This is a genomic window from Streptomyces sp. SJL17-4 (assembly GCF_036826855.1).
GTDB lineage: Bacteria > Actinomycetota > Actinomycetes > Streptomycetales > Streptomycetaceae > Streptomyces.
The window spans coordinates 7,796,332-7,821,972 of sequence record NZ_CP104578.1 but is presented as its reverse complement, the minus strand read 5'-3'; the positions used below and the strand labels follow the sequence as shown (position 1 = coordinate 7,821,972).

23 protein-coding genes and 1 riboswitch are annotated in these 25,641 nt (G+C 73.4%); of the genes, 16 read left to right on the top strand and 7 right to left on the bottom strand.

The window, feature by feature from the left end; translation table 11 throughout:
• Positions 1-173 precede the first annotated feature (173 nt).
• The gene (locus N5875_RS35140) at positions 174-734 is read right to left on the bottom strand and encodes a hypothetical protein (RefSeq protein ID WP_338498337.1); all 561 of its coding nucleotides are present in this window, start codon (positions 732-734) and stop codon (positions 174-176) included.
• A gap of 28 nt (positions 735-762) precedes the next feature.
• Positions 763-1,725, bottom strand: coding sequence for a hypothetical protein (locus N5875_RS35135; protein WP_338498336.1), 963 nt, complete (start codon positions 1,723-1,725; stop codon positions 763-765).
• 386 nt (positions 1,726-2,111) lie between these two features.
• Here N5875_RS35135 and dhaK point away from each other — a divergent pair, with 386 nt between their 5' ends.
• The 10 genes from dhaK to N5875_RS35085 all read left to right on the top strand — a co-directional run bounded on the left by dhaK (position 2,112) and on the right by N5875_RS35085 (position 11,606).
• A complete protein-coding gene (gene dhaK, locus N5875_RS35130; RefSeq protein WP_318211532.1) occupies positions 2,112-3,104 on the top strand; it encodes a dihydroxyacetone kinase subunit DhaK in 993 nt (330 codons plus the stop codon).
• A 26-nt stretch (positions 3,105-3,130) separates the two neighbouring features.
• A complete protein-coding gene (dhaL, locus tag N5875_RS35125; protein WP_318211531.1) occupies positions 3,131-3,766 on the top strand; it encodes a dihydroxyacetone kinase subunit DhaL in 636 nt (211 codons plus the stop codon).
• On the top strand, positions 3,763-4,260 hold the full coding sequence (locus N5875_RS35120) for a PTS fructose transporter subunit IIA (RefSeq protein ID WP_338498333.1): 498 nt from the start codon (positions 3,763-3,765) through the stop codon (positions 4,258-4,260). The genes dhaL and N5875_RS35120 overlap by 4 nt, the downstream gene beginning before the upstream one ends.
• A 121-nt stretch (positions 4,261-4,381) precedes the next feature.
• A riboswitch (cobalamin riboswitch) is annotated at positions 4,382-4,589 on the top strand.
• A gap of 28 nt (positions 4,590-4,617) precedes the next feature.
• Positions 4,618-5,313, top strand: coding sequence for an energy-coupling factor ABC transporter permease (locus tag N5875_RS35115; protein WP_318211529.1), 696 nt, complete (start codon positions 4,618-4,620; stop codon positions 5,311-5,313).
• The gene (locus tag N5875_RS35110; RefSeq protein ID WP_338498330.1) at positions 5,313-5,774 is read left to right on the top strand and encodes an energy-coupling factor ABC transporter substrate-binding protein; all 462 of its coding nucleotides are present in this window, start codon (positions 5,313-5,315) and stop codon (positions 5,772-5,774) included. Before N5875_RS35115 ends, N5875_RS35110 begins: the two co-directional genes overlap by 1 nt.
• Before the next feature lie 6 nt (positions 5,775-5,780).
• Positions 5,781-6,530: a cobalt ECF transporter T component CbiQ gene (cbiQ, locus tag N5875_RS35105; RefSeq protein WP_318211527.1), complete on the top strand. Its 750-nt coding sequence runs from the start codon at positions 5,781-5,783 to the stop codon at positions 6,528-6,530.
• On the top strand, positions 6,527-7,393 hold the full coding sequence (locus N5875_RS35100) for an ATP-binding cassette domain-containing protein (RefSeq protein ID WP_318211526.1): 867 nt from the start codon (positions 6,527-6,529) through the stop codon (positions 7,391-7,393). Before cbiQ ends, N5875_RS35100 begins: the two co-directional genes overlap by 4 nt.
• Positions 7,394-7,488: 95 nt before the next feature.
• A complete protein-coding gene (locus N5875_RS35095; RefSeq protein ID WP_338498328.1) occupies positions 7,489-9,504 on the top strand; it encodes an NADPH-dependent 2,4-dienoyl-CoA reductase in 2,016 nt (671 codons plus the stop codon).
• A 32-nt stretch (positions 9,505-9,536) separates the two neighbouring features.
• A complete protein-coding gene (locus tag N5875_RS35090) occupies positions 9,537-10,073 on the top strand; it encodes a PadR family transcriptional regulator (protein ID WP_318211524.1) in 537 nt (178 codons plus the stop codon).
• 144 nt (positions 10,074-10,217) lie between these two features.
• Positions 10,218-11,606, top strand: coding sequence for an FAD-dependent monooxygenase (locus tag N5875_RS35085; protein WP_318211522.1), 1,389 nt, complete (start codon positions 10,218-10,220; stop codon positions 11,604-11,606).
• A 145-nt stretch (positions 11,607-11,751) separates the two neighbouring features.
• Here N5875_RS35085 and N5875_RS35080 read toward each other — a convergent pair whose 3' ends face one another.
• On the bottom strand, positions 11,752-13,092 hold the full coding sequence (locus tag N5875_RS35080; RefSeq protein ID WP_338498327.1) for a DUF2252 domain-containing protein: 1,341 nt from the start codon (positions 13,090-13,092) through the stop codon (positions 11,752-11,754).
• Positions 13,093-13,277: 185 nt separating this feature from the next.
• Between N5875_RS35080 and N5875_RS35075 the strand changes: the two genes are divergently transcribed.
• Positions 13,278-14,036, top strand: a complete 759-nt coding sequence (locus N5875_RS35075; RefSeq protein ID WP_318211520.1) for a GntR family transcriptional regulator — start codon at positions 13,278-13,280, stop codon at positions 14,034-14,036.
• Between the two features lie 58 nt (positions 14,037-14,094).
• Here the strand turns inward: N5875_RS35075 and N5875_RS35070 are convergent, their stop codons facing one another.
• Both N5875_RS35070 and N5875_RS35065 read right to left on the bottom strand, forming a co-directional pair.
• Positions 14,095-15,630, bottom strand: a complete 1,536-nt coding sequence (locus tag N5875_RS35070) for an amino acid permease (protein WP_318211519.1) — start codon at positions 15,628-15,630, stop codon at positions 14,095-14,097.
• Positions 15,631-15,700: 70 nt separating this feature from the next.
• A complete protein-coding gene (locus N5875_RS35065; RefSeq protein WP_318211518.1) occupies positions 15,701-16,675 on the bottom strand; it encodes a hypothetical protein in 975 nt (324 codons plus the stop codon).
• Between the two features lie 302 nt (positions 16,676-16,977).
• On the opposite strand from N5875_RS35065, the gene N5875_RS35060 reads away from it, so the two are divergent.
• The 5 genes from N5875_RS35060 to N5875_RS35040 all read left to right on the top strand — a co-directional run bounded on the left by N5875_RS35060 (position 16,978) and on the right by N5875_RS35040 (position 21,986).
• Complete coding sequence (locus tag N5875_RS35060; protein WP_318211517.1) at positions 16,978-18,462, top strand: FGGY family carbohydrate kinase; 1,485 nt, start codon at positions 16,978-16,980, stop codon at positions 18,460-18,462.
• Positions 18,459-19,886 carry an FAD-dependent oxidoreductase gene (locus N5875_RS35055; RefSeq protein ID WP_338498322.1) on the top strand — a complete coding sequence of 476 codons (1,428 nt, stop codon included), beginning with the start codon at positions 18,459-18,461 and terminating at the stop codon, positions 19,884-19,886. Before N5875_RS35060 ends, N5875_RS35055 begins: the two co-directional genes overlap by 4 nt.
• Positions 19,887-19,926: 40 nt before the next feature.
• Positions 19,927-21,150: an FAD-dependent oxidoreductase gene (locus N5875_RS35050; RefSeq protein ID WP_338498321.1), complete on the top strand. Its 1,224-nt coding sequence runs from the start codon at positions 19,927-19,929 to the stop codon at positions 21,148-21,150.
• A 45-nt stretch (positions 21,151-21,195) separates the two neighbouring features.
• Positions 21,196-21,672, top strand: coding sequence for an NUDIX domain-containing protein (locus tag N5875_RS35045; RefSeq protein ID WP_318211514.1), 477 nt, complete (start codon positions 21,196-21,198; stop codon positions 21,670-21,672).
• Positions 21,673-21,734: 62 nt separating this feature from the next.
• A complete protein-coding gene (locus N5875_RS35040) occupies positions 21,735-21,986 on the top strand; it encodes a hypothetical protein (protein ID WP_318211513.1) in 252 nt (83 codons plus the stop codon).
• Positions 21,987-22,124: 138 nt separating this feature from the next.
• Here the strand turns inward: N5875_RS35040 and N5875_RS35035 are convergent, their stop codons facing one another.
• Positions 22,125-23,330: a cytochrome P450 gene (locus N5875_RS35035; RefSeq protein WP_338499362.1), complete on the bottom strand. Its 1,206-nt coding sequence runs from the start codon at positions 23,328-23,330 to the stop codon at positions 22,125-22,127.
• A gap of 187 nt (positions 23,331-23,517) precedes the next feature.
• On the bottom strand, positions 23,518-25,449 hold the full coding sequence (locus tag N5875_RS35030) for an NAD-binding protein (protein WP_338499360.1): 1,932 nt from the start codon (positions 25,447-25,449) through the stop codon (positions 23,518-23,520).
• Positions 25,450-25,641: the final 192 nt, after the last annotated feature.

The following is a 25,641-nucleotide window of genomic DNA, read 5'->3' as shown; positions in this document are numbered from 1 at the left end:
GCAGCGACGCCAACTAGTCAGATCTTGGACCTGAACAAAGTGCGCAGCCTATGCCGAAGGGGAATCTGTGGAGGGCACAGGGTCCCCGAGCCCTCGGCGGCAGCGGGCAGAAAGAGCAAGCGGTGGCCATTCCCAGATGTGGGCGTCAGCCAAGCAATCACGTGGCCATGAGGTCAGCGTTCACCTTCCAGCGCCGCGTGGAGACCTGGGACCTCGGCCCGGGAGAGGGCGTCGATGATGTCCAGACAGCGGCTGCGCATGGAGGGCGGGCTCTGGCGGTACAGCCGCAAGACCGCCGTCACCACGTAGCGGCCGTAAGCTGCATGACGGGTTCGGATGTCGGCCAGATCGGCGCCCGCCTGGCCCACGATGTGCTCGCATGCGTCCAACGCCGCCAGCGGGAGGGCGCCGGTCGGGTCGTGGAGGGCGAAGGCCAGTTCCCCCAGGTTGCCGGGGGAAGCCTTGCTGGCGATGAACGCCTGGACAAGCTCGTCGGCCTGGGAGGGAAGCAGGTCGAAGGCGTGCCTCATTACGGCCGATGCGTTGTTGCGGACCTCTTCGTCCTCATCGTCGAGCAGAGGCAGGAGACGTGGGTAGTGGTCGGGGTTGTCGGCGAAGATCGTGGCCGCGCCACGGCGGGCCATTGGGCCCAGCTGCAGCACCGTGGTGGGCAAGCCCGGTGTGGCAATTCCTTGGAGCGTCGCCACGGCCCAGATCTGTCCTGCGAGCTCCATCGTCTGCCGTGGACCACGGAGGGCCGCGTCAAGGTGGGGGGCGAATCGCGAGGGGTCTCGGGCCAGAGCTCCGATGAGGAGTCGCTGGGTCGTGTGCGCGTTGTGTACGTTGAGGTGCAGTCGGCCGTGGCGGCCGCGACGAGTTCACGAGACGCCCAGCGGGAACTGTCCACCCAGCCCAGACGAGGTTTCGCTGGTCGCTGCAGAGCCAGTCGAGCGCCTCGTCAGCCGCCCCCAGGACGGTGTACAGGCGGCAGGCCAGGAAGCGTGCGATCTCCGTTGCCGATCCCCTCAGTCTCGTCAGGGCGTCGACCGCGGCGGCCGGGTCGGCGGCGGGCAGGGCACGCAAGGCGGTGTCGAGGGACGAGAGCAGCTCGGCACCGACACTGCTGCCGCCCCATTGTCGATACAACCACCGATTGCCTGACCGCTCATCGGAGGCATCGTCGGATTCGGCGGTGCGGAGTACGAAGGGCAGGATGTTGTCCACGTACGGCTTGGGCGCGGCCTCGGCGATCCGGGACAGGACGGCGGAGGCGGTCTGAGAGTGGGCAGAAAGGTACTCACTCCCGAATAGCTTGCTTGGGCCGGCTGGGAGCTCCTGGGTCCATGCCCGATCGAGGTAGGCGCCGACGAGCCTGGCTGCCGGAACGGGGGCGGTCTCGGAGAGGCCGTAGAGCAAGGGCCAGAAGTCGCTGTTGTTCGCCAGGGGTCCGCGTGCCTCGTCGGCTTGTCCGCTCTGGATCAGGTCGACAGCCAGGTCGACAAGGCCTGGGGTGAGGGACCACTCCATGAGCGTGAGGAGACGCTGTCGCCACTCAGGTGTGGTGCCGATGTGGGGGCGCACCAGCTCCGTTGCCCGCTCTGGCCTGTGCCGTGCCGCAACGAGCAGTTCGGCGAACGCGGCATCGAGGGTCTCGGCGCCGCCCAGCCAGCGTTCCCACCTTCCGTCGTGGTCCGCGGCATCGAACCAGGCGGGCAGCGCAAGCAACCGGCGCACCTTGCGCGCCACCGGGCTCGCGGCCCAGGCGAACGGTTCCCCACACGGACACTCGCCATCCGGTCGGTGGCCACCGAAGCCTGAGGCACCGCACGAAGCCGGTCGGCACGGAACCGGCCGCTTCCACCCGCGACGCACCGGTGCGCGACCGCGCCCCCGCGCCGATAATTGCTCCATCATGCACAAGTGCACAGAGCGCGCAGGTCAGCCGCCTCTGACGGGCGGTCAGGAAAGTCAGCAGCAACAGGTCAGCATCAGTACCGCGCCAGACCGCCCCCGTCGCCGCGCACCGCCAAGATCAATAACTAGCCTCACCTGCCCTGACCTGCGAAAAGCCTGCTCAGTCACATGCCTGCTAGTCTCCCCAGGAGGTATCCGTGAGGATGCTGATCAACGTCCCCGAGACCGTCGTCGCCGACGCGCTGCGCGGGATGGCCGCCGCTCATCCCGAGCTCACCGTCGACGTGGAGCGGCGGGTCGTGATACGGCGGGACGCGCCCGTGGCCGGGAAGGTCGCGCTGGTGTCCGGCGGCGGCTCCGGGCACGAGCCCTTGCACGGGGGGTTCGTGGGGCCGGGGATGCTGGCGGCCGCCTGCCCCGGCGAGGTGTTCACCTCGCCGGTGCCCGATCAGATGGTGCGGGCCGCCGCCGCCGTCGACAGTGGCGCCGGGGTGTTGTTCGTCGTCAAGAACTACACCGGTGACGTGCTGAACTTCGAGATGGCGGCGGAGCTCGCCGAGGACGAGGGCGTCCAGGTCGCCAAGGTCCTGGTCGACGACGACGTCGCCGTCACGGACAGCCTCTACACGGCCGGGCGGCGCGGCACCGGCGGCACGCTCTTCGTGGAGAAGATCGCGGGCGCCGCAGCCGAGGAGGGCGCGCCCCTGGGGCGCGTGGAGGCGATCGCCCGCCGGGTCAACGAGCGCTGCCGCTCCTTCGGCGTCGCCCTGAGCGCGTGCACCACCCCCGCCAAGGGCAGCCCCACCTTCGACCTCCCGGAGGGCGAGCTGGAGCTGGGCATCGGCATCCACGGCGAACCGGGCCGGGAGCGGCGCCCGATGATGACCTCCCGGGAGATCGCGGACTTCGCCGTCGACGCCGTCGTCGAGGACCTCCGCCCCTCCGGGCCGGTCATCGCCCTGGTGAACGGGATGGGTGCGACCCCGCTCCTCGAGCTGTACGGGTTCAACGCCGAGGTGCAGCGCGTCCTGGGCGAGCGGGGGGTGCCGGTGGCCCGGACCCTCGTCGGGAACTACGTGACCTCGCTCGACATGGCCGGCTGCTCGGTCACCCTGTGCGAGGTGGACGAGGAGCTCCTGCGCCTCTGGGACGCGCCCGTGGAGACGCCCGCGCTGCGCTGGGGCCGGTGAGACGGACGAAGGAACAGGGGACCGACATGACGCAGACCTTCGAGGCCGACTTCCTGGTGCGCTGGCTGGCCGCTGTGGCGGAGGCCGTCGACCGGGAGGCGGACCGGCTCACCGAGCTCGATTCGGCCATCGGCGACGCCGACCACGGCGCCAATCTCAAGCGCGGGTTCGCCGCCGTGACCGAGACCCTGGCCAAGGACCCGCCCGCGACGCCGGGCGCGGTGCTCACCGTCGCCGGGCGACAGCTGATCTCCACCGTGGGGGGCGCTTCGGGGCCGTTGTACGGCACACTGCTCCGTCGTACCGGCAAGACCCTGGGCGACGACGAGCGCGTCACCCGGGAACAGTTGGCGGAGGCGCTCGGCTCCGGCGTGGCCGCCGTGTCCCAGCTGGGCGGCGCGCAGGCGGGCGACAAGACGATGCTCGACGCGCTCATGCCGGCCGTGGAGGGGCTGCGGGACTCGTTCGGCGCGGCCCGCACGGCGGCCGAGGACGGCGCCCTGGCGACCGTACCCCTGCGGGCGCGCAAGGGCAGGGCCAGCTATCTGGGCGAGCGGTCGGTGGGGCACCAGGATCCGGGGGCCACGTCCTCGGCGCTGCTGTTCGCCGCGCTCGACGAGACCGCGCGCACGGAGACGTCGAGCGCCGAGGGGGCGTCATGAGTGGCGGGACGGGGACGGGAGCGGGGACAGGAGCGGGGACGGGGACGGAGACCGGCTCCGGCTCCGCTGCGGTCGGCTCCGGTGCGGTCGGCTCCCGTTCCGTCGGCATCGTGCTCGTCTCGCACAGCGCCGCCGTCGCGGCCGCCGTGGCCGAGCTGGCCCGGGGGCTCGCCGGCGGCGGTGACCTCGCCCCGATCCTCCCGGCCGGGGGAACCCCCGACGGTGGCCTCGGGACGAGCTCCGAGCTGATCTCCGGCGCGGCGAAGGGCGTCGACCAGGGCGCCGGTGTGGCGATCCTCGTCGATCTGGGGAGCGCGGTGCTCACCGTGAAGGCCCTCCTCGCCGAGGGTGACGAACTGCCCGACGGCTCTCGACTCGTGGACGCGCCGTTCGTCGAGGGCGCGGTCGCCGCCCTGGTCACCGCGAGCGCGGGCGGGGACCTCGACGCCGTGGCGGCGGCCGCGTCGGAGGCGTACGACTACCGCAAGGAGTGACCGAGGGAGTACCCGAGGGAGAGGCCCCGAGCTCGGCTCCGAGTCGCCCCGGGCGACTGCGGGGAGTGAGCGAGGGGCCCCACCGGGTGGCGGGCGTGTTGTGATCCAGCAGGTCAACACACTAATGTCGCAGAGCCTTGGTGTACGGGAAACCGGTGCAGTACCGGTGCGGCCCTCGCCACTGTGATCGGGAGGTCCGGCTCCACCCCCGCGGGGAACACCCTCGGGGAAGCCACTGGACCACGTCGGGAGACCGCCGTGGTGTGGGAAGGCGGAGTCGGACGGAATGACCGTCAGCCAGGAGACCGGCCAGGGTGCGTTGTCCATCCACGAGGTGCTGGAGAGGGTCTCCCAACCATGCATATTGCCGAGGGGTATCTGCCCCCTGTGCACGCGGCCGCCTGGAGTGTCGCGTCCGCGCCGTTCGTCGTCCACGGGGTCCGCGCGCTGACCCGCGAGGTGCGGTCGAATCCTGAGTCCACCCTGTTGCTCGGCGCTGCCGGCGCCTTCACGTTCGTCCTGTCGGCACTCAAACTGCCCTCCGTGACGGGCAGTTGCTCGCATCCGACCGGTACGGGCCTGGGCGCGATCCTGTTCCGGCCGCCGATCATGGCGGTCCTGGGGACGATCACCCTGCTCTTCCAGGCCCTGCTGCTCGCCCACGGCGGGCTGACCACACTCGGCGCGAACGCCTTCTCGATGGCGATCGTCGGGCCCTGGGCGGGGTTCGGGACCTACGTGCTGCTGCGCCGGTTCGGTGCGCCGCTGATGGTCGCCGTCTTCTTCGGCGCGTTCGTCGCCGACCTGTCCACCTACTGCGTGACCAGCGTCCAGCTGGCGCTCGCCTTCCCCGACCCGGGCAGCGGCATCCCCGGCGCGCTCGCCAAGTTCGGCGGGATCTTCGCCGTCACGCAGATTCCGCTCGCGGTGAGCGAGGGTCTGCTCACCGTGCTTGTGATGCGCCTGCTCACCCAGTCGAGCAAGGGCGACCTGATCCGGCTCGGCGTCCTCGCCGGGCGCACGTCGGAGCGACGCGAGGAGGCGACCGCGTGATGAGCCGGAACGCGAAGATCAACGCCCTGCTGCTGCTCGTCGTCGCCGCGCTCGCGGTCCTGCCGCTCGCACTGGGGCTCGGCGACCACAAGGAAGAACCCTTCACGGGGGCCGACGCGGAGGCGGAGACCGCGATCACCGAGCTCCAGCCGGACTACGAGCCGTGGTTCAGCCCGCTCTACGAGCCGCCGTCCGGGGAGATCGAGTCGGCGCTGTTCGCCCTTCAGGCGGCCCTCGGCGCCGGTGTCCTCGCGTACTACTTCGGTCTGCGGCGCGGCCGTCGACAGGGGGCGGCGCGGGCCGAGGCGGCCGAGGCAGCCGAGGCGCACGGCGCCGGAGCGGATGCCGCAGGGGCTGCCGAGGCCAGGACCGCGGAGTCCGAGAGCGGCACCAGCACCGGCTCCCGCACCGGCACCGGGCCGTCCCTCGGCGGCGGGTCCGCCGGCGGGCCGGGCGCGTAGCCACCGATGCTGCCGATCGACGCGGCGGCGCACAGCAGTCGCTGGCGCCGCCGCCATCCCGCCGAGAAGGCGCTTCTCGGCTTCGGTCTCACCCTGTGCGCGGTGGCTCTGCCGCCGTGGCCGGGTGCGGTCCTCGTCGCGGCGACCACGCTCACGGTGCTGCTCGGTCCGGCCGGTGTGCCGGGCCGGGCGCTGTGGCGGGCGTTCCGCATCCCGCTCGGGTTCTGTGTCACGGGCGCGATTCCGCTGCTCTTCGAGGTGGGCGGTACCCGGGGGCTCGTCGCCCTCGCGCCGGACGGTCCGACGCACGCGGGCGAGTTGCTGCTGCGGACGGCTTCGGCCTCGCTCGGGGTGCTGCTCTTCGCGTTCACGACGCCGGTGTCCGACGTTCTGCCCCGGCTGGTACGGGCGGGGGTGCCGGCGCCCGTGGTGGACGTGGCGCTGGTGATGTACCGGATCATCTTCCTGCTGCTCGACGCGATGTCCAAGATCCGGCAGGCGCAGGCGGCCCGGCTCGGGCACACCACGCGGGCCGCGACCTGGCGTTCACTCGCGGGCCTCGGTGCGACCACGTTCGTACGGGCCTTCGACCGGGCGCAGCGCCTGCAGTCGGGGCTCGCCGGGCGGGGGTACGACGGGACGCTGCGGGTCCTGGTGCCCGCGTGTGCGGTGTCCCGCCCGTTCCTCGCCGGCACGGGCGTCCTGCTCGCCGGACTCGTCGCCCTCACCCTCGTACTGGAAAGGCTCCTTCCGTGACGTCTCCGACCCCTGTCGTGGAACTGGTGAAAGCCGGCTTCGCCTACGAGGACGGGCCCCCGGTCCTGTCCGGCGTGGACTTCGCCGTCGCGGAGGGGCGGGCGGTCGCGCTGCTCGGCCGCAACGGCAGCGGCAAGACGACCCTGCTGCGGCTGCTCAGCGGCGGGCTGCGGTGCGTGAGCGGGTCGCTGCGCCTGGACGGTACGGAGGTCGCGTACGACCGGAAGGGGCTGACCCGGCTGCGGACGACCGTGCAGCTGGTGGTGCAGGACCCCGACGACCAGCTGTTCGCCGCGTCGGTGGACCAGGACGTGTCGTTCGGTCCGATGAACCTCGGACTGCCCGAGGACGAGGTGCGGCGGCGGGTCCGTGAGGCACTGGAGGCGCTGGACATCACGGCGCTCGCGGACCGGCCGACGCATCTGCTGTCGTACGGGCAGCGCAAGCGGGCGGCGATCGCGGGCGCGGTGGCGATGCGGCCCCGTGTCCTGATCATGGACGAGCCGACGGCGGGTCTCGATCCGCACGGGCAGGAGCGGCTGCTCGACGCGCTCCAGCGGCTTCGGGAGGCCGGCACGACGGTGCTGATGGCCACGCACGACGTGGATCTGGCGTTGCGCTGGGCGGACGAGGCGGCGGTGCTCGCCCCGTCCGGGCTGCGGACCGGTCCGGTCGCCGAGCTCCTCGCGGACGACGCGCTGCTCGACGAGGCCCGGCTGCGCCGCCCCTGGGGGACGGCGGTCGGCCGCTTGCTCCGCACCCACGGTCTGCTCGCCGCGGGGGCGGCCGAGCCGCGGACGCCGGAGGAGCTGGACGCGTGGCTCGGAGCGGCGGCGACAGCCTCACGATTGGCTACTGAGTAGTAGACATCACGTCCGGAATCTTCTGCAACTAGTTGCACAAAGGGAGGGGGTCCCCTAGAACTGAGGGCGACGATCCTGCGCGAGGAGGCGCCCGCATGACCCCGTACCCGCACCTGCTGAGCCCGCTCGACCTCGGGTTCACCACCCTGCCCAACCGGGTGATCATGGGATCGATGCACGTCGGCCTCGAAGAGACCGAGCACGGCTTCGAGCGCATGGCCGCCTTCTACGCCGAGCGGGCCCGCGGTGGCGTGGGCCTCATCGTCACCGGCGGCATCGCGCCCAACGACGCCGGTCGCCCCTGGGACGGCGGTGCCAAGCTCACCACCGCGGACGAGGTCGCCGAGCACCGGCTGATCACCGACGCCGTGCACGCCGAAGGTGGCCGGATCGCGATGCAGATCCTGCACTTCGGCCGGTACGCGTACCACCCCGCGCTCGTCGCGCCCAGCGCCCTCAAGGCCCCCATCAGCCCCTTCGTGCCGAACGAGCTGACGGACGCCGAGGTCGAGCAGACCGTCGAGGACTACGCCCGCTGCGCCGAGCTCGCCAAGGAGGCCGGGTACGACGGCGTCGAGGTGATGGGCTCCGAGGGCTATCTCATCAACGAGTTCATCGCCGCCGCGACCAACCAGCGCACCGACCGCTGGGGCGGCTCCTACGAGAACCGCGTCCGCTTCCCGCTGGAGATCGTCCGCCGGATCCGCGAGCGGGTCGGCGAGGACTTCATCCTCGTCTACCGCCTCTCCATGCTGGACCTCGTGCCCGGCGGCTCCACCCTGGAGGAGGTCGTCCGGCTCGCCAAGGAGATCGAGGCCGCCGGGGCCACCATCATCAACACCGGTATCGGCTGGCACGAGGCGCGCATCCCCACCATCGCGACCTCCGTGCCGCGCGGCGCCTACACCTGGGTGACGAAGAAGCTGATGGGCGCGGTCTCCGTACCGCTGGTCACCAGCAACCGCATCAACACCCCCGAGGTCGCCGAGGAGATCCTCGCCGACGGTCGCGCCGACCTGGTCTCGCTGGCCCGTCCCTTCCTCGCCGACCCGGAGTTCGTCGCCAAGGCCACGGCCGACCGCGCCGACACGATCAACACCTGCATCGGCTGCAACCAGGCCTGCCTGGACCACACCTTCAATCTGAAGATCACGTCCTGCCTGGTCAACCCGCGCGCCTGCCACGAGACCGAGCTGGTCCTCTCCCCCACGCGTCGTGCCAAGCGGATCGCCGTCGTCGGCGCGGGCCCGGCCGGACTCTCCTGCGCCGTGTCGGCGGCCGAGCGCGGCCACTCCGTGACCCTGTTCGACGCGGCCGCCGAGATCGGCGGTCAGCTGAACATCGCCAAGAAGGTCCCCGGCAAGGAGGAGTTCGACGAGACGCTGCGCTACTTCCGCGTGCAGCTCGCCGAGCGCGGGGTCGACGTACGCCTGAACACCCCGGTCTCCTCGTCCGACCTGGGCGACTTCGACGAGGTCGTCGTCGCCACCGGCGTCTCCCCCCGCACCCCCGGCATCGCCGGCGAGGACCACCCGAGCGTCCTCAGCTACCTGGACGTGCTGCGGGACGGCGCGCCCGTCGGCGAGCGGGTCGCGATCATCGGCGCGGGCGGCATCGGTTTCGACGTCGCGGAGTTCCTGACGGACGGCGGGGAGGGCGCGAGCCAGGACCCCGAGACGTACTTCCGCCAGTGGGGCGTCGACACCTCGTACGAGAACCGGGGCGGACTGCGCGCCCCCGAGCGCGGCGCGCCGCCGCGCCAGGTGCACCTGCTCCAGCGCAAGGAGTCCAAGGTCGGCGCGGGTCTCGGCAAGACCACGGGGTGGATCCACCGCACCGAGCTCAAGCACCGGGGCGTCGCGATGGTCGCGGGCGTGTCGTACGACCGGATCGACGACGAGGGCCTGCACGTCACCATCGGCGGCGAGCAGCAGCTGCTGCCCGTCGACACGGTCGTGCTCTGCGCCGGCCAGGAGCCGCGCCGGGACCTGTACGAGGAGCTGGTCGCGGCGGGTCGCGTGGCGCACCTGATCGGCGGCGCCGACGTGGCCGCCGAGCTGGACGCCAAGCGGGCCATCGACCAGGGCACCCGTCTCGCGGCCACCCTGTGATCACCGTGGCCGGCCACTCCTAGGATGCGCTCATGTCCCTCCCGCACGCGATCCTCACCGCGCTGCTCGAGAAGCCGTCCTCCGGCCTCGAACTGACGCGCCGCTTCGACAAGTCGATCGGCTACTTCTGGTCGGCCACGCACCAGCAGATCTATCGCGAGCTGGGCAGGCTGGAGCAGGCGGGGCACATCCGTGCCCTGCCCGCCCCGGTGCCGGTACGGGGACAGCGCAAGGAGTACGAGGTGCTGCCCGCGGGCCGCGAGGAGCTCGGCACCTGGGTGGCGAGGTCCGAGGACCCGAAACCGATGCGGGCCGCCCTGCTGCTCCGGATGCGGGCGGCCGCGGTGGTCGGCGCCTCGGGTCTGCGTGCCGAGCTGACCCGTCATCTCGCGCTGCACCAGGAGCAGTTGGACGAGTACCTGGCGATCGAGACCCGTGACTTCCCACCGGACCGGCGCGTGTCGGAGCCCGACCGGCTGCGCCACCTCGTCCTGCGGGGCGGGATCGAGATGGAACGCTTCTGGGTGGAGTGGCTGAGGGGCGCGCTGGTGGAACTCGGGACGGAGTGACGTCCGGGGCGGGATCCTCCGGACGGGCCATGGCGTCACCCCGGCCGTGACCCGGGCGGCCGAAACCGCGCGGCGGGGGCGCCTCTCGGGACGTCCCCGCGTGGATACTGGGTCGTTGGAGTCCGACGACACGAAAGGGCGGGTATGGCCGACGACTTGGGGCACCGCGCGACACGTCACGCGGTGGTCATCGGGGGAAGTCTCGCAGGGCTGCTGGCCGCTCGGGTGCTGGCCGAGCACGCGGAGCGGGTGACGGTCGTCGAACGCGACCGGCTGCCCGAGGGGCCGGAGGCGCGCGCGGGCGTCCCGCAGGGCAGGCATCTGCACGTCCTGATCGCCGGCGGGCAGCGGGCGCTCGACGAACTGCTCCCGGGGTTCATGGACGAGCTGAGCGCGCTGGGGGCGCCCACGGTGGGTGCGCCAGGCGACATGATCCAGTGGCAGAACGGCAAGTGGTTCCGCCGTACCGCCTCCACCACCCATCACTACACCGGCCCGCGCCCCCAGCTGGAGTGGCTGGTGCGGCAGCGGGTGCTGGCCGATCCGCGCATCGAGCTGGTCGAGGGCACCGAGACCGTGGGCCTGACCGGCGACTCCTCCCGGGTCAGGGGCGTGCGGCTGCGCGAGCGGGGCGCGGGGGCCGACAAGGAGCCCCGTACGCTCGCCGCGGATCTCGTGGTGGACGCCTCCGGGCGGTCCACGAAGGCCGCCGACTGGCTGGCGGGGATCGGCGCGGAGGCCCCGCACGAGGAGACGCTGGACACGGGTCTGGCGTACGGCACCCGGGTGTACCGCGCGGCCGAGGACGTGGACACCGACGCGACGGGCTACTACATCGTGCCGCACCCCGCCCAGGTGTACGGCGGCGTGGTGCTGCCCCTCGGAGACGGGCACCACCTGGTGACCCTCTCGGGGCTGCGCGGCGACGAACCACCCACGGAGGAGGGCGCGTTCGAGGAGTACGCGAAGCGGCTGCCGCATCCGGTGATCAGCGACTGGCTGGCGCGGGCCGAGCCGGTGTCCCCGGTGTACGGCTTCCGCAGGACCGCCAACATCCGGCGCCGGTACGACCGTCCGGGCCGCCGCCCGGCCGGCTTCCTCGCGACCGGCGACGCGCTCTGCGCGTTCAATCCCATCTACGGGCAGGGCATGGCCGTCGCCGCGCTCAGCGCGCTCGCGCTGCGCCGGGCGCTCGCCGACCCGAAGCGCACCCCGACGACCCGTGCGGTGCAGCGGGCGCTGCTCGACGCCTCCCGGCAGGCCTGGGACATCTCGGCGGGCGCCGACAAGAAGATGCCGGGCGCGACCGGTGACGCGGCCCGGCCGGGTCCGATGGACCGGGCCGTCGGCTGGTACCTGGGCCGGGTGGTGGAGCGGTCCGCGGGTGATCCGGCCGTGGGGGCGGCGTTCCGTGCGGCGATGACCCTGACCGCCCCGTTGACGAGCCTTTTCGCCCCCTCCGTGGCGCGGGCGGTGCTCTTCGGCGGGGTCGCCGAGACGCCGTCGGGACCGCCGCTGCGCCGCGACGCGTAGGACCCGGCTCCCGGGGTCGGGCCGCAGCCGTGGAGCTCGGCCCGGCCACCGCCTCGGCCCGGCCCGGCCCGGCTCGGCCCTGCCCGGCCACCAGCTCGGCCCGGCCATCGGCGCGTCGCCTGTGGCCCCCTCGGCACGCTCCTCCTCACACGCCCGGCGCCGCCACCACCATCCCCGCGGCGATGGCCCCGCCGAGTGCCGCGTAGTCGTCGGCGTTCTGGCCCGCGTAGGCGAGGGCGAAGTCGGCGACGGCGCGGTCGAAGCCGTCGGAACCGCCGAGGTAGGCCGCGATCGCGATGCGGTCGCCGGAGCGGGCGTGAGCGCGGGCCAGGGCCCGGCCGCAGAGCCGTGCGTAGTCCCGCAGCATGGCCGGGGACATGGTCTCGACCTCGGCGGAGCCCTTCATGTCGCGGAGCTGACGCCAGTAGAAGTGGCGTTGCTCGGGCCCGGTCATCCAGCCGAGGAAGATGTCGCTGGCGGCCTGGATGAGACGCTGCCCGGAGACGACGCGATGCCCCTGGTGGTCGTACGCGCTCGGCTGGAGGTACGGCTCGAGGACCGAGCGGCCGGCCTCCTTGATCTGGAGGATGAGCGGGTCGCCGTCGTCCCGGCCTTCGAGGAGGAGGACGAAGCAGCGGGTGCCGACGCTGCCGACCCCGACGACCTTGCGGGCGGCTTCGACGAAGCGGTAGCGGTCGAGGAGGACGCGCCGTTCCTCGGCGAGCGAGCTGCGGTAGTCGTTGAAGATCTTGCCGAGGGTGACCCGGTCGAGGTCCGTGGTCCGTTCGAGGAGCGGCGGGTCGTCGACGATGTGCCGGACCCCGGTCGCGTCGGTCTCGGTGAGCTTGGCGAGCGCGTGGAGGCTGGTGCGCCGGCGGGCGCGGGCGAGCCGGTTCTCGAATCGGGCGCGTTCGTCGCGGCGGACCAGGGGGACGAGGTCGTCGGCGGCGATCCGCTCGTACCAGACGGCGAGTTCCCCCAGGTCGGCGAGGCGGCGCATGGCGTTCCTGTACGACTCCACGGAGACGAGCGCCGCTCGGCGGGCCTTGGTCTTGCTGCTGCCGTTCTGGAGGGCGGCGACGGTGACGCTGGCGGCGAGCCGCTTCACGTCCCACTCGAAGGGGCCGGGGAGCGTCTCGTCGAAGTCGTTCACATCGAACAGGAGCGTCCGTTCGGGTGAGGCGTAGACCCCGAAGTTGAGGAGGTGGGCGTCGCCGCAGAGCTGGACGGTGAGTCCGGTGTGGTGCTGGGCGGCGAGGTCGGCGGCCATGACGGCGGCGGCGCCGCGGAGGAAGGCGAAGGGGGAGGCCGCCATCCGGCCGTACCGGAGGGGCGCGAGCTCGGGCAGCCGGTCCTGCGCCTGACGTTCGAGCACGCCGACGGGATCGGGGCGCTGCGCGCTGGGTATCCAGCGGCCGTGGGAGGACCGTGACACCCGCTTGCGGGCCGCCCTGCCTCGTTCGGCACGCTCCGACGGTGTCGTCATCCGGCCTCACCCGCCTCAGTCCGCGGTCGCGGTCTCGCCCCTGCCACCTGGTACCTCATTACAAGGTGACTCGCTCGTTTCGGCCACTCTGCCGGAGAGCACTGGCAAAATGGTTTAGACCAATGATAGGAATTGATCACCCGCACGACCCATGCGGTCACGCTGAGCGAAGAGAGGGTTTGATCATGGCCGAGCCCGCATCCGAGGCGGCGGCAGACGCGCCGCTCTATCTCCGGGTCGCCGCCGCGCTGCGCGAGGACCTCGCCCACCGCCGCATCTCCCCCGGCACCAGGCTCCCTTCGGAACGGTCCCTGTCCCAGCGCTACCACGTCAACCGGCAGACGGTACGCAGCGCACTCCAACTCCTGCGGGACGAACGGCTCGTGGTGACCGACCGGCGCGGCACCTTCGCCGCCTCCGGAGCCGAGGGCGGGAACGAGCCCGTCGCCCCGGCCCTCACGGCCCGCCGGCCGACGTTCCCGGGCGGTCCCCGCGCGGCCGAGGCCCTGGTACGGGCCTCGCTCACCTGGGAGCCGCCACCCACGCCGCTGACGGCGCGGCTCCTGCTCACGCCGGGCGAGCCGACGCTGGTCCACCGGCACGTCGTGCTCGGACCGCAGGGAACGGCGCTCCAGCGCGCGGTGTCGTGGTTCTCGCGGCCCGCGCTCACCGAGATCCCCCAGCTGGCGCGCTACCGGCGGGGACGGGACTGGCGCCAACAGCCGGACCTGCGGCTGCTCTACCACTGGATGCACCAGGCGGGGCTGCGGATCACCCACCGGGAGTCGGTCGGCGTGCCCGGCCCGGCCATGACGACGGCCGGCGGCGCGGCCCGGCTGCTCGTCCACCGGGTGGTGAGCGATCAGCACGGGCACGCGCTGGAGATCACGGACATCGACTTCTCGGCCCAGTCGGCGGCCTGGACGTACGAGTTCAGCGCCTGAGGGCGGGCCGGTTCCTGTCCGGTACGGGGACAGGAACCGGCTCTCTCCGACGCCGACGTCAGATGATGCCCTCCGAGATCTCCGCCTCCTCGCGGGCGTTGCCGTACGCCGTCGGCGTGCCGTACGAGCGGCGGGCGACGTACCACCAGACGCTGGCGAGGACGAGCACGACGGCCAGCGCGATCACGGCGTAGTTCATGGTGTCGACCGTCACCGGGGACTTCTGCGGCAGGCAGAACAGCACGGTCACGAGCGCCACCCAGACGACGGCGGTCCAGCCGATCGGCTTGCTCCAGCGGCCCAGGCTCCACGGGCCGGGGGTGAACCGCTTCCCGGCGCGCAGGCGCAGATAGATCGGGATGGCGTAGGCGGGCGTGATGCCGATGACGTTGATCGCGGTGACGGCACCGTACGCGGTGGCGGAGTACAGCGAGGGAAGGGCGAGCACCGCGGCCACGGCCACGGCGAGCCAGACGGCCGGGACCGGGGTCTGGGTGCGGCCGCTGACCTTGCGCCAGATCGCCGAGCCGGGCAGCGCGTTGTCACGGCTGAAGGCGAAGACCATGCGGCTGGCGGCGGCCACCTCGGCATTGCCGCAGAAGAGCTGGGCGACGATGACGACGAGGAGCAGGGCGGTGGCGCCGCCGGTGCCGAGCGCGTCCAGGAAGATCTGGGCGGGCGGGACGCCGGTGGCGCTGTTCTGCGTGGCGGTGTAGTCCTGGATGGCGAAGCTCAGCCCGGCGAGCAGGGCGAATCCGGCGAGCCAGGAGACCCAGATGGCCCGCACGATGCCCCTGGAGGCGGCGACGGAGGCGTTCGAGGTCTCCTCGGAGAGGTGGGCCGAGGCGTCGTAGCCGGAGAAGGTGTACTGGGCGAGGAGCAGGCCGATCGCGGCGACGTAGAAGGGGTTGGCCCACCCGGTGTCGTTGACGAACTCGGTGAACACGAAGTCGACGGACTGGTGCCGGTCGGGGATGAAGGCGAGGGCGCCGACGATGATCGCCACGCCCGCGAGGTGCCACCAGACGCTGATCGAGTTGAGCACGCTGACCAGGCGGACGCCGAAGAGGTTCAGGACGGCGTGGAGCAGCAGGATCGCGAGGAAGATCAGGAAGGTGGAGCCCGCGGTGGGTTCGAAGCCCCACTGGAGGTTGAGGAAGGCGCCGGTGAAGAGCGCGGCGCCGTAGTCGATGCCCGCGATGGCTCCGAGCAGACCGAGCAGATTCAGCCAGCCGGTGTACCAGCCCCAACGGCGCCCGCCGAGCCGGTCCGCCATGTAGTAGAGGGCGCCGGAGGTCGGGTAGGCGCTGGTGACCTCGGCGAGGGCGAGGCCCACGCACAGCACGAAGAGACCGACGCCGGCCCAGCCCCACAGCATGACGGCGGGGCCGCCGGTGCCCATGCCGAAGCCGTACAGGGTCATGCATCCGGAGAGGACGGAGATGACCGAGAAGCTGATCGCGAAGTTGCCGAAGCCGCCCATGCGGCGGGCGAGGACGGGCTGGTAACCGAGCTCTCTCAGCCGCGCCTCCTCGTCCTGGGCGGGGGGTGGCTTGCGCAGCGTGTCGGTGGTGTCGGGGGCGGTGCGGGACATGCGTTCCTCCGGGGACGGGGGTGAGCGGGGGCGGGGAGGCGGGGGACGGCGTGAGGCGGGGAAACGGACCTCAGCCGCTGAGACAGCGGGCGCGGGCCCGCAGGAAGACCTCTTCGGCGAGCACGCGGTCGTCCGGATGCGGGGTCCGGTACGCCCACGGCAGCGTCGTGTAGTACGGGCCGAGCGATGCGAAGACCCGGGCCGCGTCGGTGAAGCGGAGGGCTCCGAAGAGGGCGTGCGCCACATGGTTGAGGTCGAGCAGGGAGGCCTCGTCGGTGGCGCAGAAGAGGAACCAGGTGTCGAGGGCGCGCTGGGCTTCGCGGACGGCGTCCTCGGCGACCCAGTGGAGGTCCAGGGCCCGCTCGTGGCCGCGCTCGCGCCGGTAGCGCTCGACGCGCACGTACAGCGGGAGGACGTGCAGGGCGGAGCCGACGGGTGCCGAAGAGGCGGCCCAGTGCGCGTAGTTGACGGCCTCGGAGAGCGGTCCCGGCCGTCGGGCGTACACGAACTGGAGCATGCGGTGGTGCGCCTCGCGGTTGTGCGGGTCGCGCTTCTCCGCCTCGGCGAGCAGGCCCCAGGGGCCGGGCGGCAGCATGGGGGCCGGCGGGGGCAGCCGGTGCTCCTCCATGCGCTGGCGGCCGTCGAGGGCGGCGAGGGCGATCAGGCCGACCCAGGGCACCGGGTCGTCGGGGGCCAGGTCGGCGGCCTCCCGGCACGCGGTCCAGGCCTCCTGCCAGAGTTCCCGGGTGCGGGCGTGGCCGGCGCGGTGGGCACGTACGGCCCGTTCGACGGCGACGCGGCTGTGCATCACGGTGGCGGCGAGGCTCCCTGGCTGTTCGGTCCGCCACATGTGGATGACGTCGGTGCCGGCGGCGACGGCGGCGAGGACCTGGGTGCGTCGGGTCCAGCCGTCCCAGCCCGTCGTCTCGTCGAGGAGTCGCGCCATCGCCACCCAGCGCCCGGTGCGTAAGTCCTGGACGGCGTTGCGCAGGGCGTGGTCGTGGCCCGCGGGGTGGTAGACGGGTCTGAAGCCGTGTCCGGCCATCAGGGGGTGGTGCGTGGTGTGGATGACATGGGTCCTCGGTGGATGGGAGGGGGTGGTCAGTCCCCCGGCGGGCGTCCCGGCCGTTGATCGGCGATCACTATAGAGGGCTCTGGATGCGACCGGTCCACTTTCTTTCGTGACAGAAATTATCAAGCCAACGACCGGATTTGACTCACTGTCAGGTTCGGCGCCGGACCTGACGTGATCCTCCGGCGAGGCTTGACGGAGCGCCGCGACGACGGCACCCTGGCCCTTTTCGGTGATCGGATGATCACCGAACGTCCAGGGACAGGAGCAGCGCGATGACGGGCGGCCCGGTACTCGCCGTCGACCAGGGCACCTCGGGCACCAAGGCCCTCGTCCTCTGCCCCGAGCGCGGTGTCATCGGCAGCGGTACGGCTCCGGTGCGGCCCCGGTATCTGCCGGGCGGTCTGGTCGAGGTCGACCCGCGTGAGCTGTACGACTCCGTGGTCACCGCCGGACGCACGGCGCTCGCCGAGGCCGGCACGGCGGTCGTCGCCGTGGGTCTCGCCAACCAGGGCGAGACCGTCCTCGCGTGGGACCCCGCCACCGGTGAGCCACTCACCGACGCCCTGGTCTGGCAGGACCGCCGGGCGGCCTCCGTCTGCGCCGAACTCGACGTCCACGCAGAACAGTTGAGGCACCTCACCGGTCTTCCGCTCGACCCCTACTTCGCCGCGCCCAAGATGGCCTGGATCCGCCGCCACACCACCGGCGCCGGCGTCGTCACCACCAGCGACAGCTGGCTCGTCCACCGGCTGACCGGCGCCTTCGTCACCGACGCGGCGACCGCCGGACGGACCGGACTCCTCGACCTCGACACCGTCTCCTGGTCGGAGACCGCCCTCGACCTGTACGGCCTCGGCGGCGAACGCCTCCCCCGGGTCGTGGACTGCGACAGCCCCGTCGGCACCACCACCGCCTTCGGCCCGCCACTCCCGCTCACCGGACTCCTGGTCGACCAGCAGGCGGCGCTGCTCACCCAGAGCGCCGACGATCCGGCCGCCGCCAAGTGCACGTACGGCACGGGGGCCTTCCTCCTCGCGCAGACCGGCCCCGAACCCCGGCGCGCGTCCTCGGGCCTGGTCAGCTGTGTCGCCTGGCGGCTCGGCGGGCAGGTCGCCCACTGTCTGGACGGCCAGGTGTACACCGTCGCCTCCGCCGTGCGCTGGCTCACCGAGCTCGGCGTCATCGGCGGCGCGGCCGAGATCGACCCGGTGGGCCACGGAGTTCCGGACACCGGAGGCGTCACCTTCGTCCCCGCGCTCGCGGGGCTCGCCGCGCCGTGGTGGCGGGGCGACGTCCGCGGCTCGCTCACCGGACTCGGCCTGGACACCACGCCGGGCCATCTGGTCCGCGCCCTGTGCGAGGGCATCGCCGCGCAGGTCGTGGAACTCGCCTCCGCCGTCGCCTCGGACCGGGGCGCGCCGCTGACCTCGCTGCGCGCCGACGGCGGCCTCACCCGGTCCGCGCTGCTCATGCAGACCCAGGCGGATCTCCTCCAACTTCCGGTCGAGGTCGCGTCGTTGCCCGACGCGACGGCACTCGGCGTCGGCGCGGTCGCGCGGCTCGGACTCGACCCGGGGCTCACGCTCCGGGAGGCCGTACCGGAGTGGAAGCCCTCCGCCGTGTACGAGCCCCGGATCTCGCGCGACCAGGCGGGCGAGCGCCTCGCGCGGTTCCGTGGGGAGGTGGCGGCGCTGGTCGAGCGGACGGGCTCGGGTCACTCCGGGTCCGGCTCCGGCTCCGGCTCCGGCTCCTCATGAGCGTCACCCGCACCGGCCCCCTCCCCGCGGGCGCCGACGCGACGTACGACGTCGTGGTCGTCGGCGCGGGGGTCGTCGGCTCCGCCATCGCCCGGACGCTCGCCCGCCACCCCCTGCGGGTCGCCCTCGTGGAGGCCGCGAACGACGTCGGCGACGGTACGTCGAAGGCCAACACCGCCATTCTGCACACCGGTTTCGACGCGCTGCCGGGCACGCTGGAGGCGAGGCTCGTCCGCGAGGGATACCACCTCCTCTCCGCGTACGCCCAGGAGACCGGCATCCCCGTGGAGCCGCTCGGCGCGCTGCTCGTCGCCTGGGACGAGCAGCAGCGCGCCGCCCTCCCCCGCCTCGCGGAGAAGGCCCAACGCAACGGACACCGCACCACCGGGCTGCTCACCGCCGCCGAACTCCGTTCACGCGAACCGCACTTGGGCCCCGGCGCGCTCGCCGCGCTCGAAGTGCCGGGCGAGTCGGTGATCTGCCCGTGGACGACCACCCTCGCGTACGCCACCCAGGCCGTCCGCTCGGGCGTCGACCTGCACCTCGACTGCCGGGTGGAGAAGGTGCGTCCGGGCGATCCGTACCACCGGCTCGTCACCCGGCGCGGGGTGCTGCGGACCCGCCATCTCGTCAACGCCTGCGGACTCCACGCCGACGCCTTCGACGCACTGGTCGGACGCGAGGACTTCACCGTCACCCCGCGCCGGGGTCAGCTGCTCGTCTTCGACAAGTTCGCACGCGACCTGGTGCGGCACATCCTGCTCCCCGTGCCGGGCCCGCTCGGCAAGGGCGTGCTGATCGCGCCGACGGTCTACGGGAACGTCATGCTCGGGCCCACCGCCGAGGACCTGGACGACAAGACCGCCACCGGCACCACGGCGGAGGGACTCGCCGGGCTCCGCGAGCAGGGCGGCCGGATCCTCCCGGCGCTGCTCGACGAGGAGGTCACCGCCGTCTACGCGGGACTGCGCGCCGCCACCGGGCAGGAGGACTACCGGATCGCCGCACACCCGGGCCTCCGGTACGTGACGGTGGGCGGCATCCGGTCCACCGGGCTCACCGCGTCCCTGGCCATCGCCGAGCACGTCCGCGGGCTCCTCGCCGACTGCGGGCTCGGCCTCGGGCCCGAGCGGCCGCTCGCCCGGCTCCGGATGCCGAACCTCGGCGAGGCCTTCCCCCGCCCGTACCGCGACGCCCGGCTCATCGCCCGGGACCCGGAGTTCGGTGCGATCGTCTGTCACTGCGAGCGGGTCACCCGTGGCGAGATCCGGGCCGCGCTCACCTCGACGATCCCGCCGGGCGGCCTCGACGGACTGCGCCGCCGCACGCGCGCGCGTGGGGGCCGCTGTCAGGGCCACTCCTGCGGCGCCGAGGTACGCGCGTTGTTCGAGGAACACGCGGAGCACCGGGAGGGGACCCGGTGAACCGTACGGGTGTCGTCGTACGCGTACGAGGAGGGGCCCGGTGAACCGTACGGTCGACGTGCTCGTGGTGGGCGCCGGACCCGCCGGTCTCGCCGCCGCCGCACGCCTCGCCGCGGCGGGTGCGGGGCGCGTCGAGGTCCTGGAACGGGAGCTCGACGCCGGCGGGATCCCCCGGCACTGCGCCCGCCCGGGGTTCGGCGCGGACGCCCGGGGCCGCCCCCTGGACGGTCCCGGGTACGCGCGCCGCTCGGTGCGCGCGGCCCTGCGCGCCGGGGCCACCGTCCGTACGGGCGTGTCGGCCACCGGGTGGGCTGGGCCGCTCACGCTCGACGTCACCGCGCCGACCGGGCTCGAACGCGTCCGGGCCCGCGCGGTCGTCCTGGCCACCGGGGCCCGCGAGCGCCCCCGCAGCGCACGGCTCGTCCCCGGGTCCCGGCCCGCCGGGGTCCTGACCACGGGCGAGCTGCAGCGGCTGGTCCTCCGGTTCGGGGCGCGGCCGGAGCACATCGGGCGGCGGGCGGTGGTCGTCGGTGGCGATCCCGTGGCCCGTGCCGCCGTGCGGACGCTGCGCGCCGCCGGGGTCGAGGTGGTGGCCGTCGTCACCGAACACCCGGCGCGAAGAACGGCGTTCGGCGCTGTTCCCGTGCTCGGCGGCGCGGTCGTGTCGGAACTCCTCGGCCGCGGTCGGCTGACCGGGGTCGCGGTCCGGAGCGGGGCCGGCCGTACGACCCGGCACACACTGCGATGCGACACCGTGGTCTTCACCGGGGACTGGATCCCGGACCACGAACTCGCCCGCGCCTGCGGGCTGCCGCTCGCCCCCGGCACCCGGGGCCCCGCGACGGACAGCGCCTTCCGCACCGCCGCGGCCGGGGTCTTCGCGGTGGGCAACCTCCTGCGCGGGGTGGAGCCGGCGGTGGTGGCCGCCGCCGAGGGGCGCACGGTGGCGGCGGCCGTGATCGGCCTGCTCGAAGGACGCCCCTGGCCGGAGGGCCGGGTGCCGGTGGGAGTGCCGGCGGGATCGGTGGGGCCGCTGCGGTGGGTGACGCCCGGTCTGCTCGGTCCGGTCGCCGCGCCCCTGCTCGTACGGCCGGAGCGTCGGCTCGTACGCCCGGTCCTGACCGTCACCCAGGACGGCGCGCCACTGCGGCGGGTGCGGCTGAACGGTGCGCTCGCCCCGTGGCGTTCGGTGCGGCTGCCGCCGTGGTGGGCGCACGGGGTGGATCTCGGGGGCGGTCCGGTGGTGGTCGGCGCCGAGGAGTGACGCGCACTGCTGCGACGGCGGGGTCCTTCGGCCAGACTTGCCCGTATGTCTGACAAACGCAGTGCGGGTCTTCTGGTCTTCCGCCGCACGACGGACGGTGGCGTCGAGGTACTCATCGGTCATATGGGCGGGCCCTTCTGGGCGTCCCGCGAGCAGTCGGCCTGGTCGATCCCCAAGGGGGAGTACGAGCCGGACGAGGCCCCGGAGGCGGCGGCGAGCCGCGAGTTCCTGGAGGAGCTGGGTCTTCCGGCGCCCGAGGGCGAGTGGCTGGACCTCGGCGAGTCCCGGCAGCGCAACGGAAAGCTCGTCACCGTCTGGGCCGTCGAGGGGACGCTCGACCCGGCCGCGATCGTGCCGGGCACCTTCGTCATGGAATGGCCGCCCCGGTCCGGCGTCCAGGGGGAGTTCCCGGAGATCGACCGGGTGGGCTGGTTCGTCCCGGAGTCGGCCTCCCCGCTGCTCGTGGAGGGCCAGCGGGTCTTCCTGGAACGGCTGGTGGAGCGGCTCGACGGGCGGGGCTGAGGGCGATTGTCAGACCCGTACGAGAGGGTGGTGAGCGCCGAACTGTCGAGAGGGAGCCCGACATGACCACGACCACGATCACCGCCAGCGAGCGCGCGGCCGCCCAGGCGTACCTGCGGTTGCTCGAATCCACCCAGGCCGTGCTGACCGATCCGCAGCTCGCCCCGTACGCGGGGGTGATGCTCACCCATCCGATGGCCGAGGCGGACGAGGCGCTCCGCGCCGCGGGCCTCATGGGGAACGAGGCACGGCTGCTGCGGCTCGTCTCGTCCCTGCGCGCCTCCCCCGCGACCGCGTGGGGCCGGGCCGGGTGAGGAGGGGTCCAGGTCCAGGTCCAGGTCCCGGTCCAGTTCCGGCTCCGGCTCCGGGTCCAGGTCCGGCTCCGGGTCCGGGTCCGGAGGGAGCCGGGTGCGGGGCCGGGCCTCTCCCGCACCCGCACGGCCCGGGGGCGTTCAGCCTCCCGGCCGGACCGGGAGCGTCCTGACGCTGTTGCCGACGAACCCGGCGTGGCGGGGCAGCTCGGATTCCGGGACGGCCAGGTCCAGCTCCGGGAAGCGGGTGAAGAGCGCCTCCAGGGCGATGGTGGCCTCCATTCGGGCGAGTGGGGCGCCCAGGCAGTAGTGGGGGCCGTGGCCGAGCGACAGGTGCTTCGCCCTCGCCGTGCGGGTCACGTCGAAGCGGTCCGCGTCCGGGCCGTGGGCCTTGGTGTCCCGGCCCGCCGCCGAGTACCCGGCGAGCACGGGCGTGCCCCGTGGGACGAGGGTGCCGTCGACGGTGAGGTCGCGGGTGGGATAGCGGAACGGGAAGTAGCTGACCGGGCTGTCCCAGCGGAGGGTCTCCTCCACCGCGTCGGCCCAGCTCGCGCGGCCCTCGATGACCAGGGCGAGCTGGTCACGGTGGGCACAGAGCGCCCGGACCGCGTTGGTGAGCAGGTTCAGGGTGGTCTCGTGGCCCGCGACGATCAGCAGGAGGAGGGTGCCGATCAGTTCGGCCTGGCCGAGCCGGTCGCCGTCCCCGTCCCGGGCGGCGATGAGCGCGCTCGTGAGGTCGTCGTCGGGGGCGGCGGCCTTGTCGGCGGCGATGGAGGCGAGGAGTTCGACGAGTTCGCGGTTGGCGGCGACGGCCTGTGCGGGTGTGGTGTCGGTCGCGACGACCAGTCCGGAGAGGTGGTGCAGCCGGTCCTGGTGGGCGGGGTCGACGCCGAGCAGTTCGCAGATGACTCCGAGCGGCAGCGGAAGCGCGTAGTGGCGGCGCAGGTCGGCGATGCCGTCGCCGGTCCTGGCGGCCTCGGCGAGCCCGTCGAGGAGCCCGGCGGTGACCGCCTCGACGCGCGGGCGGAGTTCCTCCACCCGGCGGGTGGTGAAGGCGCTGCTCACCAGGGTACGGAGGCGACGGTGGTCGGCGCCGTCCGCGGTGATCATGCCGGGCACGGTGGCGAAGGTCCGCAGCGGCCAGCCGTCGGGTATGCGGCCCTCGGCGAGCGCGGTGAAGTGCCGGGGGCCCTTGGCGACGTCGGGGTGGGAGAGGAATTCCCGGAGGGCGTCGTGGCCGAGGACCGCCATGCCGTCGATGCCGCCGGGGAGCACCACCGGGGTGACGGCGCCTTCGGCGAGGAGGCGGAAGTTGTGGGCGTGGGGGCAGCCGCCGGAGGGGTCCATGAGGTGAGGTGGGCGGGGGGCGGTGGTGTGGTGCGGGGCGTGCACGGGTGGTGTGTCCACAGGGGAGCTCCTGACTGCGGGCCGTTGGGGGCGGGACCAGAGCGGTGCGGGATCGGAGCGGTGCGGGACCGGAGCGGTGCGCGGCCGTGCGCGGGGTCGGCGGTGCGTGTGTGGGCAGAGCCTACGGTCAATCGTTGTCCGTTCGTGGGGTGTTGACCGGCAGGTGACCGCCGCCGCGGCCCAGGAGTTCGGCGAGGCCTCGGCGGGTGGCCGCCACGACGACCCGGTCGTCCGGTTTCAGGACGCGGTCGGGGTCCAGGCGCCAGGCCTGTCCCGTACCGGACTTCGTGCCGCCGCGGTCCATGGCGATGACGCGCCACTTGCCCGGGTGGAAGGCCGCGGCCACGGTCGCTCCGTCCAGGAGCGGGTGGGCCGCGACGTCCACCGCGGCGAAGAGGAGGACTCGCCGCTCGACCGGTACGGCGCCGAGCACCTGACGGCCCAGCATGGCGCCCGCGAAGGCGGGTGCGGCCAGGTGGGAGACGCTGCGGCTGCGGGTGAGTGCCGCCGGGTGGGCGGTGCGGAGGGTGCGGAAGACGGCGGTGGCGAAGTCGTCGTCGTACAGGCGCAGGACGACCCGCAGGTCGGGGCTGACGGCGCGGGCGGAGAGCGCGGCCTCCAGGTTGGTGATGTCGACACTGGTCAGCGCGAGCAGGGCGTGGGCGCGGTCGATGCGGGCGGCCTCCAGGACGCCCTCCTCCGTGACGTCGCCGATGACGGTGGGGACGCGCAGCCGTCTGGCGACGGCGATGCCGCGGGCCTCCGGGTCGGACTCGACGCAGACCACGGGGATGTTCAGCCGGCGGAGCCGGGCGAGGACACGGGTGCCGACCTTGCCGAGGCCGAGGAGGACGACATGCCCGGAGAGTCCGCGTGGCGGCCGACGCAGGGTGGTCGCCGTACGGAACGTGCCGAGGCCTTCGATGACGGCGGCGACGATCACCGGCAGCAGGAGCAGCCCGACGAACCCGGCGAGGATCTGGAGGACCTGGCGGCTGGTCGACTCCCCCAGGGCCGGGTCGCCGATGGCGAAGATGTCCAGAAGCGTCAGATAGGCGGCGTGCAGCGGGTGGTCGCCGGTGGTGAACGTGGAGGCCAGGGCGAGCGCGAGGACGGCGGCCGCCGCCCCGGCGAGGGACCACCGCAGCCGGCGCGAGAAGAGCGAGGCGACGGGCAGCGCGGAGGCGGCGAGCCGGGCGGACGCGAGCACGGGGCCCGCCGCGGTGACCGCTTCGAGGGTGACGGCGGCGCGGCCGGTGGCGGCGGCCACCGTGCGGTCGTCCGGCAGGAGTCGGGGGCCCGCGTCGCCGCTCCGCTCGGAGCCTTCGCAGCCCGCCGGGTCGCCGGCCGTGGCGGAGAGCAGGGCAAGCGTGCACAGACCCGGGTCGGGGGCCTCTCCGGCGGCGGGCAGCCGCTCCACGGCGTGCAGCAGCAGTCCCCCGGCCTGGACCACCTTGCTAGTCCCCGCGACGGCGGCGGCGGCGAGGCCGGGGGCGGCGGTGTCGACGTCCGAGAGGACGGTGGTGGCGGCGTCGAGCTTCTCCGGGTCGAGGCCCGGTTCGGCGACGGCGGCGGCCTGGTCGAGGAGGGTTTCGAGGTGCTGGCCGAGCTTGCGGTTGTAGAGCCGGATGACGAGGCGCAGCCGGGGGTTGAGGCGGCGGGCGGTGAGTGCGGCCCGGATGTTGGTCTCGTCGTCCTCGTGGACGAGGGCGAGCGCGGCGGCCCGCTCCACGCCGACGTCCGTCAGGGCACGGTCGTCGGCCTCCGCGGACTCGACGACGCGCAGGGTGCCGGTGGGCTCGCCGCCGTCCGCGTCGGAAGCCGCCGGGGTGGAGGGGGCGGAGGCGCCCGGAGCGCCCGCGGGAGCGGTGCTCCCCGTGGTGCGGATGACGGCCGCCGTGACGCGTCCGAAGAGGGCCAGCGCCCGGCCGGTGCGGGCGGTGGGCGTGCGCGGCGCGTCGGGCCGTACCGGCACGAGGAGGGTGACCCGCTCCCCGTACACCTCGTGCAGCTCGCCCGCGAGACGGTGGGCGAGGGCGTCGTCCCCGCAGACGATCATGTGCCCGGCGGCGTCCTGGCGCGGCTGCCGCTCGGTGCGGAAGGCGGGCGCGCCGAAGGGACCGCCGCCGGAGGTCCCCGGGGACCTGGCGGGGCCCGGGACGGACCGGGAGGCCGGCTCGACGGGGGGCGCTCCGGCGCTCTCGGCCGGAACGGCGTTGCTCTGGTACGGGTGTGAGGGCACGTCACCAGC